Origin of the sequence: Paenibacillus zeirhizosphaerae (assembly GCF_030705605.1) — a bacterium.
Taxonomy (GTDB): Bacteria; Bacillota; Bacilli; order Paenibacillales; family Paenibacillaceae; genus Paenibacillus; species Paenibacillus zeirhizosphaerae.
Genome location: NZ_JAPCKK010000015.1, coordinates 40,784 through 50,080, shown reverse-complemented (window position 1 = coordinate 50,080; position 9,297 = coordinate 40,784). Strand labels below are relative to the sequence as shown.

Below are 9,297 nucleotides of genomic sequence, written 5' to 3'. Positions count from 1 at the left end.
CAACCTTCAATTCAGACAGGAACTTCCCCTGTCAACTTGGATGTAAAGTTAGACATCGATTGTACTGATGTCCTCCGGCTTTGTCAGACGTTACCGCCTGGGTTGAGCCGGAAACAAGTCACACTTCCCCATACCACTTTTGAATGGAGGCCGCCGCTCTGCCTGGATCAACTGTTTTCGGAATATTGGATGTTGGTCCGATTAAAGTCCGTACCCGCTGCGTGAGATCCAGCAAACCGTATGAGCCGATAGTATTCTTCTTTCCTGCTTGTTTCATGAAATCGGTAAAACCATATGTCGCCACATATTCCGCTGTATTGGTCAGTTCAGTCAAAGGTATGTTCCGCATCCTGCTATTCAGAACCATACTGCGGGTTACGGTGTCCAGGCTCGAACCGATCTTCACAAATTTTTGCCCTGTCGTCTGATTGTGATAATACAGATCGACTTTCTGACGCTTGGTTCCGTCCTTATCCACGAAGTAGAATGTCGGCACAATTTTCACGTGGTCTTTCGGACCGAAATTATTCCCTTTCGTCTTAAAGTCAAATTTAAAGGAGTAGCCAGTCTTGATAGCCACATTCTTATAACCGCTGTTCGGGTGGCTGCCCGGCAGGATCGGAAGCATAAATGGCGGCTTATTCCCACGAGGCGTACCGTCTATAGAGTTCGGCCCAACCCAATAAGCTGCACCGGTAGGCTCTGAGCTGCCTTTCTTCGTGCGGAAGACCGTCTCCCAATCATAGTCCATAATGTCCGTGACCTTGAAGTCATACAAGCGTCCGATCACTTCCACCGGCACCGTGTTGATGGCCACATGGTTGGACAAATCGAAGTTGGCCATCTTCTCCCAGGTGAAATTTTCAGGTGCATTCTCCGCTATCGAGCGGAAGTGAACCGTGTACTTCCCTTCATCGACCCATACCGGCATCCGGAACGTGGTCTGAAGCTGTGTCACTGGAATATCGATCCAGGTTTTGGCCGGAATGTATTTGCCCATATCTTCGTTGTAAACATCGAACTCGAACAGTACCTGCTTGTATGCCGTGTATTTCGCATAGTCCCGGTTGCCGTATCCTCTAATATCCCGGTGCTGCCCGCTCGTCGGAATGGTAACGGTGAAAGGTCTGTCCAGAACCAGGGCCGCGGTGCCTGCAGTCGGGTACACCTTCTGGTTATGCTCCTTGTCATTACTCACGCTTGGATACATGACCACCGGCGTATGGACCGTTACACTGTTCAAGTCATCGACCGGCTGCCGCTCGTTTGCCGGATTGCCCAGGCTGCCGTCGAGCGGAGAATACTCAATCGTGCCCGAGCTCTCGTTATCCGCCTTGTTGGTCTTGCTGATCGGAATGACATTGCCCGGACGGTACAGGGCGTTTTCGTCAATACTGAGCGGCGTTTTGATGGCTCCAGGATCCTTGGTCTTGGTTTTGACGATGGAACCGTCCATCACGGTTTCTCCGTTGAAGATGAGCTTGTCGTTACGTACATCCAGCTCCGGCGTCTCTTCCTCCGCATAGCTTTCAAGATCCTCATCCGGAACATCCGGCTCGCTGCTGCCGCCGTTAATCGTCTCATTTGGAGCGGAAGCCGATACCGGTGACGGCTCCAGCAGATTCTCCACTTCCGTTTCCACATCCATCGTCGGCACGTTGTAGGAGCTGCCTGGCTCGATGACGATGCCGTTGCCCTGGAAAGCGTAATTATAGAGCTTGGCATTGTCGATTTTAAACACCTGCAGGCCAGGAATCGTCCAGTAGGAATAATTACGGACGATATCATACGACTTGACGACCTCAACGTTTTTGGACTGATTTCTTGGTACCGTATACGAGGTGCCGTCTGGCCTCTCTCTTTCTTCTTGCTCGATCCATTTCAGTCTGTATGTTTTGCTCACGGGAACCGTAAACGTACACGTGCCGGTGAACTTCTCGAATTTGTTGTTGTACAGGTATTCCTTCGCCCAGACGTTGCCGTATAAGCTTTCCGAGGTCGGAATGCCCTTGGCCACTTCAAACTTTTCGGATCCCCGCGCATCCGCCTTGATCTTCCCGACCGCGCTGCTGTTCATCAGGCTGCCGGTTTTGACGGCTGCAGACTGCGGCGGCGTACAGACCACCGATGGCTCCGCTGGTTCCGGCTCCGGAAGCGGAGGACACTGCGGACCCGTTTCGGTGCCGGTTCCTTGGCCTGGCTCCATGCATGCCGTCTTGTAATACAGATAAGCAGTGTAGCTCTCGAATGAAGCATCATATGTGAAGCTCGGGGCATTTCCCTGCTGAATGGTGCCTCCTGGGGCTGACCCGGTCGTACTTTTCTTATACCCGACGTATGTAAAGGCCGGATTGGTTGGCGGCGTGAAGTCGTAGGCTTGGCCAACCACCATGGACTCTTGCCGTGGCGGGAAAATGCTAGCCAGGGATTTTCCATCCTCCGTGAAGTATTTCACGGTCAGGCTGGTATCCAACTCGATTTTGAACAGGATCGGAACGTATATCCTGTACGCTACCGTACTTTCAGCACAGGTAGGGCATTGTTCATCTTTTACATTCTTAGGTTCTGGAGCATCTAAAAGCATATTGACCGTGATCGGAATGGTTGTAGTATTTGTACCAACCCCTTGCTTTTGAAATGGCCTAATATCGGCATCGGTTGTCCCGCTGCTAATATGATTTCTGAATTCTTCAAACGTATCTGAACGGGATTCTTCAAAATACTCTACCGGATCTCCAGGATAGTTATAGATCCGTGCCTCTACGTTTTTAATTGTCCGGTTCGGGAATTGAAACTTATAGGTGAACTTGGCATCGCCGCGCATTCCCTTGTTCGGCTGCCGCCCTCCGTCCGTCCAGACCAACTCCCCGCCCTGTCCGTCCGTACTCCCCCACATTTCGTAGGACATCATCCCGACAAAGTATCTGTAATTTTTGTCCTTATAGTATTTCAGTGGCGTGATCTCCGTCGCCGCCTGCACTACATCGTTCTGGAAAAGGGGCAACTGCAGAAAGAATAGCAGCCCCACCAATGATGCGGTAACAATGCGTTTCAGCTTGCGTGTCGCTCCCATGAGCTTAGTTTCCTTTCCATGGGTTAGTCATGAGAGGAATGTAGTCTGTAGATGCTCCATCGAATCCGATATACTCAATATCTTGTATAGTCAGATTCTTTTGATCCACAATTCCATGAAGGATTTTATCTGCACTAGACCTTATTTGATAAAAACAATACTTCGTACCATCACCATTATTCACGGTCATAGAATCCATTGGATTCCGGTAACGAATGTCCTTTTTCTTTGTCAGGTAGTACAAATTCCCTGCTCCCGAAGTAGTCTTTGCTCTAACTTTGAGGTACGTATTCGTTGTTTTCGGGTCTGTATACAGTTCAATACTGTAAACATCACGAACGAACGTAGCTGGTAGGTCACTTTGCTTAAAAACAATGGCCTTTTCATAAGGCTTCTCTTCCATATTTTCAAGTAAATATGGTTTGTCCGTGAACCATTTCCGGTACGGATCAAGGCTCACCGGCTTTAATCCGGATTCCTCCAGCGTCGGAACATCCTTCGAGCCAATCCAGACCCACCGGCTAAGCTTGTCCCATTCTACCGGCTGGCCAAGTCCTTCGCTGACCAGGCGCAGCGGTACGAACGTCCGGTTCTGCTTCAGAAGAATCTGCGTGTCATACGTCTTCGTCTCACCATCAATGGTGGCCGTGTTCTGCCCTACGGTCATGTTCACCGTATGAGCATTATTTTTGATGGACACGGACAACCTGCCGCCGGATTTGGTCCAGCCTACTTTTGCGCCCAGGGCTTCACTGACGAAGCGGATCGGGACCATCACCCGGTCACTGTCATCCTGGAACGGCTTCGCATCCGGAAATGAAATCTTTCTGGCGTTCCACAGCACTTCAATGTCTTGTTTGCTGCTTACGGCCTGGATTGGTGTGGCCATTCCAAACAACAAAGCGGCTGCCGTCATGGATAATAGAATTTTTTTCATAGATTACTTCCCCTTTTCTCAATTATTAAACAGGTTGAACTATCGTTCTTAGGAGTAATTACACCTAAAGAATGACAATTCTTCAAAGTATATCGGTTTTCTGTTTGTGATTTGTGATCTCAGACTGTATAAGAAGCTTTTTCTTCTCTATGTGCATATCAACCATCATCTGCAGCAGCTCTGCCCGGTCTTGTTCAAGCAGTTCCATAAGAAATCGATTCGGACGCTCCTCCTGGATCTCAATAAGTGTATTCAGCACTTTCGTAATCTCGGTTTCAATTTGCCCAATCTCCCGCATCGTGTGATCCAACAAAGCTTTCATCATGTGAAATCCACTCTTTCAGTGAGACAGATCCGTACTCCAGGTATCTGCGGACTGAGATCAGCGACACTTAACGCTTTTATGTCACTCCTGCCCTGCCCAGAAACACAAAAAACACCGTTCATCAGCCATTGATATAAGCTGGTTGAACGGTGCCTCCGTCACATCACATATTTTTACAGTTAGAATACCATAGTGCTGTGAATCAGACAAGCTGTTTCTGCAGAATCATGCGCTCTAAGGTTTCATACGTATTCTTTTTGTTATCATTCAGCATTTTTGAGAAAGAAGCTTCCATTGAGCGAAAGCACTCCAAATGCGTCAGTTACGGTGGTGGCGGAAAAAATCCTCAAGCTTCAAAACATCAATTCAGGAGCCGAATATTTAGAAGCGTCCAAAAAAATACTGATGAAGTCAGAGCATCCCTATGAGTTTGAGCCTACTACGCCTGTAACTGTAGGGGGCAGGACTTTCGACGTGATGAAGGCGTCTATTGATTTGGGGGCAATGAAAGCCTTACGCAATATTATTACAGCATCCTTTTGGATAATTATACTTTTAATATCATCACTACCTCTTATGATGACGAAAGTCAGGCAGTAGTCCAAAAGATTATCGACTCGGTTACATTTAAATAGAAAAGCTGCAGAGCTCAAAAAAACAGGTCCTTCTGGCAAAGACCTGTCTTTAGCTTTATACGATTATTGAGGACTGGAAAATGGGTATAAGTGACACACAACCTGCCGTTCCGGAGCCGCTTCGGCAAATACAGGCTGCACCCTGCTGCAAATATCCATCGCCGCTTCCGGAAAATCGCGTCTATGTCAGTCATATAATTATGGCCATGCAAGCTAGACCCGAATGGAGGTGATTCTTTGAAAAAGACAATGGCTGCAGTGCCGTTTGTTATGTTCCTATACGTTTCCCTAGAGACGTCGGCAATTGGTCGAGGCTGCTCATGTTCTTTTCCTGCCTGTAACTGCGCAAGCCTTCTTCGCCTTTTTGCTCCGCCCACCGCCTAAGCGTGTCCCTCTCTTTTTCGAACGACATGAACGGAACTGAATAACCGCAGGATGTCTGGACTTGGTGAATATCGACCGCAATGATCTGCCGGACTCCAGGCAGCGGATCAAACATTCCGTAAAACTCCTCCCACTCGCTGTCCTCCGGGAGAATTACTGTTCCGGTTCCGTACAGGCGCAAGATATTCGGTGGCCCCTGAAATGCGCAAAACATGATTGTGATTCGACCGTTCTCTTCAAGATGGGCGCTGGTCTCATTACCGCTGCCGGTCAAATCCAAATACGCAACTTTAGACTCGGACAAAATCCGAAAACTGTCATATCCCTTCGGCGACAGACTGACATGCCCATCCCGCGACAGGGGTGCCGTTCCGACAAAGAACAGGTGCTGATTTCGGATAAAGGCCATGTGGTCTGGAAGCATGGCCGGGAATTGTTTTCCCAATTGAATCCCCTCCACAAAAATTTGTATTTTGATTCGAATGACGCGTGAACACCACTTCGGCAGCGCAAACTATGGCATTCGGGACGGATCACTTGTGGCGGCGATTTCGCGCTTAGCTATACGATCATTGTATTCGAAGCCGCTGCATTAATTAAATATATTCTTAACTTGCATAGATACACTCAGGTTATGAATAAATCGTCTTTGACCGCGAAAGCCGGTATTTGTACAGCTCGGGCAGAGCTACTCCCATAAGCACGATGATCACGCCGATCCATTGCAGTCCGCTTACATGCTCGTGAAGCACGATGGCGGACATTAGCACCGCCACTGGAAGCTCGGCCGCGCCGATGATGCCTGCCATGTCCCCGCCGATATGAGGTACGCCGATCGTAAACAGCACGGGAGGAATGAATGCTCCGAAGAAGCCAAGCAACAGGCCAAATACGAGCAGTTGGCTCCAAATCAATCCGTTAAAGAGGAACGTTGGCGGAAACAAAATGCACAGCAGGATCAAGCCACCCGTTACCATCCAGGCGCTTCTGTATGCCGGGTGCGCAGCCGGTACGGCTTTGCCGCTAAACAGGACGAACAGCGAATAGCTTACCGCCGACATGAGACCCAGCGCGATGCCCCATACGCTGAATTCGCTAAGTCCATGCTCCAGGAAACCTGCGGCAAGCAGCGTACCGCCGAACAGGACTAGCAGCGTCAGCAACGTTACTTTATCAGGCCGCTGTCGCTTGCCCACCGCCTGGATCAGTACGCTGATCCAGGTAAACTGGAACAACAAAATGATGGCAAGTGATGCCGGAATGTATCGGAGTGATTGATAATACACGAGTCCGGTGATGACAGTTGGCGTGCCCGCAGCCATCAGGAGCAGGCGGTGTTTCCATGTCAGCCGCTGGATGGCTTGAATCGGGGCGGCCGCGCCTTGACCTTTGCCTGCTTCGTGCGCTTTGCGGCGCTGTTGGAATTTGGTATATAGGGCAAGCATCCATGACAGGATAAATCCCGTCAGGAGCTGGCTGCCAACAACCTCGCCCAGCTGATAGCCCTGCCCGTAAGCCAGAACCACGATTGTCGATAATATGCCGTAACTCATGGCTCCCGTGAGAACGGCCACATAATATTTCATTGCTGTAATAACCTCCTGCTAATCAAGAATTCGTTGACATGTCGTACATATCGTCTATGCCTCGGTCACATGACGAACCGAACGCAAAAAATCCTAACTCCGTCACCTGATACGAGCATAAAGCTCGTTTCACGGCTCCGTAGTTAGGAAGTTAAGGCTCCCTGTAGAAACCCTCGCCCTTGTACACGCATTTGCCTGCGAGGTTATACGAATGGATTATAGAATAGTGCGTTTCCGCAGCGTAATGTTCATGGACAACGCTTCATATATTACATGGCAGGTAAGATGCTGTCAACTCTCTTTTTTAGCATAGTGAGTATAAAAATAATATTTATCATCCGATAATCTACCGCCCTTTTTATTTTTGCCATACAGATCGATGACGGAGATAAAAAATCAGGATGGCAAGGGTTGCGGACACAAAAACGATTTGCATCAAGGTTCGGGGAAATAAAGCATCTTCCGGTTTCGTCGCAAGGCCTGAAAGGGCATAGTGAACGTTAGCCGGGAACATGAGGATCAACAGAAGCGTCAGCCCTCCGGCTGCCCAAGGAACAGTGAGCCGAAACAGCAAACCTGCGGCTCCTGCCAGCTCCAGGAGACCTGTGAGCGTCACGATGAAACCGGGATATGGCAAGAAAGGTGGTACCATGTCAATCATTTGTTCCCGCATATAGACGAAATGAACCGTGCCTGTCAACAAAAACATAGCTGCAACTCCGCCCCGGAGCGCAACGGGCCAGGAACGTAAACGCTGAACTCCAAAGCGCCCCGCCACAAGAATGATAATCGTGACACCAATAAGAACAATTAATGGTTCCATTGTGTGACCTCCGTTAAGCAGCGCATCACCGTTAAGAGCAGCTGCCTTGATTTAAAATTTGGCGAATAACCCCCGATAAATCTTGCGCATTAAAACTCGTCTGTGTGTGCGGAATACTTGAACGCATTCTTAATCCGAAGGTCATAAGCGTGAACATGTCTGCTTTTCTGTTCGCATTCACCGTTTCAGGAATAACTCCGTACTTCTGGCCTGTTTCAATCCACATCCTGGATAAATGCACGGAACGCTCGTAATACTGCTTCAATGCTTCCGCGACCAAGGGGTCTTCTTCTCTTCCAAGTAAGTACAGCAATACCTTATTCGTTACGTCATTCGGATTTTCATATGCAATGATGCTTTCCTGAATCTTCTGCATCGGCTCGTCGAAATTTCGGCGACCATGCTCGACCGCATCCATGAAATTTTCGTTTGTTTCTTCGAGACGTTCCTGCAGCACCCAGACAAAAATTTCATTTTTGCTTTTTACATAATGAAAAATGGCACCTTTGGACAGCCCAGACCTATTCACGATGTCCTTCATTGTGATGGAATTACAGCCCTTTTCCGTTATTAATTCTTTGGTCGTATCCATCAACCTTCTTACCGTTTGCTGCCTGCGTTCCTCTTGTTTCAAAGCGTCCCTCCATGTGGATTTGATATTTGTATTTTTCTATTATAAATACCGACCATCGGTTTGTAAATGATTATAACTGCATTCAAGCACGAAAAGACGGCTCCCCTGGTTTATAACCAAGGAGGCCGCCTTTTCACAGGCTTTGCCAAATCAGAAAAACAAACTGCCGATCATCAAGGGGCATCATAGCTCACAAGATAAGGCTGGAGCTCTGTATTGTAATGACCAATGCTGTATTCAATGACACTACCGTCCGCACTATAGGAATACCGGACACGCCTAAGTGTAGCGGCCCCTTCCGGGAGGCCAAGCAGACGTCCGGTTTCGGCACTTGCCGTGCCAACGGTAAACGCATCGCGAAATCGGTCCAGACTGATATCATTTTCTTCGATCAAATCGTACAGTGATTGCATATCCGCACTTTCATCCCCTGTTACAGCAACAGCCGAGGGAATGAGGTAATGCACATAATGAATATACGGCTTACCATCAAGCAGGTACAGCCGCTCGATCCGCAGGCAGCGCTCCCCGAACAACTGAAAAGGCTCGGATAACGCATCATTATTCACCATTTCCGAACCAAGCAGCTTCTTCTCAATCCGATGGCCTTCGTCGACCAGAATTTCCGTAAACCGTTTCCCTTTGGACAACCGGGACAAGGAACGATTGCGGAGAACTGTCGTGCCTACACCGCTTCGTTTTTCCAGATAACCTTCCTGACATAATTCCTGCACCGCATTGCGGACGGTCACTTTGCTGACGCCGAACTCTTTTTCAAGCTGCGGCTCGGACGGAATAATCGTGCCCAAGGGATAAATGCCGTGCAATATCCGGTCTTTCAGAATTTTTTTGATTTGCAAATATAACGGCCCATTTTTGCGCGTAATGGACAATCCGCGT

The 9,297-nt window shown here is 48.7% G+C and carries 9 protein-coding genes and 1 riboswitch; of the genes, 1 reads left to right on the top strand and 8 read right to left on the bottom strand.

Going from position 1 to position 9,297, the window contains the following annotated elements; all coding sequences use genetic code 11:
* Window positions 1-118: 118 nt before the first annotated feature.
* From OIN60_RS09810 to OIN60_RS09800, 3 genes are all read right to left on the bottom strand, one after another.
* A complete protein-coding gene (locus OIN60_RS09810; RefSeq protein ID WP_305754696.1) occupies window positions 119-3,073 on the bottom strand; it encodes a DUF5704 domain-containing protein in 2,955 nt (984 codons plus the stop codon).
* A 4-nt stretch (window positions 3,074-3,077) separates the two neighbouring features.
* Entirely contained in the window at window positions 3,078-4,010 is a 933-nt protein-coding gene (locus OIN60_RS09805; protein ID WP_305754695.1) for a copper amine oxidase N-terminal domain-containing protein, read from the bottom strand.
* Window positions 4,011-4,092: 82 nt separating this feature from the next.
* The gene (locus OIN60_RS09800) at window positions 4,093-4,335 is read right to left on the bottom strand and encodes a hypothetical protein (RefSeq protein WP_305754694.1); all 243 of its coding nucleotides are present in this window, start codon (window positions 4,333-4,335) and stop codon (window positions 4,093-4,095) included.
* A 294-nt stretch (window positions 4,336-4,629) separates the two neighbouring features.
* On the opposite strand from OIN60_RS09800, the gene OIN60_RS09795 reads away from it, so the two are divergent.
* Window positions 4,630-4,935 carry a hypothetical protein gene (locus OIN60_RS09795; protein ID WP_305754693.1) on the top strand — a complete coding sequence of 102 codons (306 nt, stop codon included), beginning with the start codon at window positions 4,630-4,632 and terminating at the stop codon, window positions 4,933-4,935.
* A 303-nt stretch (window positions 4,936-5,238) separates the two neighbouring features.
* On the opposite strand, the gene OIN60_RS09790 is transcribed toward OIN60_RS09795, so the two are convergent.
* The 5 genes from OIN60_RS09790 to OIN60_RS09770 form a co-directional block, all read right to left on the bottom strand.
* Window positions 5,239-5,799, bottom strand: coding sequence for a pyridoxamine 5'-phosphate oxidase family protein (locus OIN60_RS09790; protein WP_305754692.1), 561 nt, complete (start codon window positions 5,797-5,799; stop codon window positions 5,239-5,241).
* A 187-nt stretch (window positions 5,800-5,986) separates the two neighbouring features.
* Window positions 5,987-6,940: an EamA family transporter gene (locus OIN60_RS09785; protein ID WP_305754691.1), complete on the bottom strand. Its 954-nt coding sequence runs from the start codon at window positions 6,938-6,940 to the stop codon at window positions 5,987-5,989.
* A gap of 120 nt (window positions 6,941-7,060) precedes the next feature.
* Window positions 7,061-7,171: riboswitch (purine riboswitch) on the bottom strand.
* 127 nt (window positions 7,172-7,298) lie between these two features.
* Window positions 7,299-7,763, bottom strand: coding sequence for a DoxX family protein (locus OIN60_RS09780; RefSeq protein WP_305754690.1), 465 nt, complete (start codon window positions 7,761-7,763; stop codon window positions 7,299-7,301).
* 31 nt (window positions 7,764-7,794) lie between these two features.
* Window positions 7,795-8,397, bottom strand: a complete 603-nt coding sequence (locus OIN60_RS09775) for a TetR/AcrR family transcriptional regulator (RefSeq protein ID WP_305754689.1) — start codon at window positions 8,395-8,397, stop codon at window positions 7,795-7,797.
* Between the two features lie 173 nt (window positions 8,398-8,570).
* A complete protein-coding gene (locus tag OIN60_RS09770) occupies window positions 8,571-9,290 on the bottom strand; it encodes a GntR family transcriptional regulator (protein WP_305754688.1) in 720 nt (239 codons plus the stop codon).
* Window positions 9,291-9,297 lie beyond the last annotated feature (7 nt).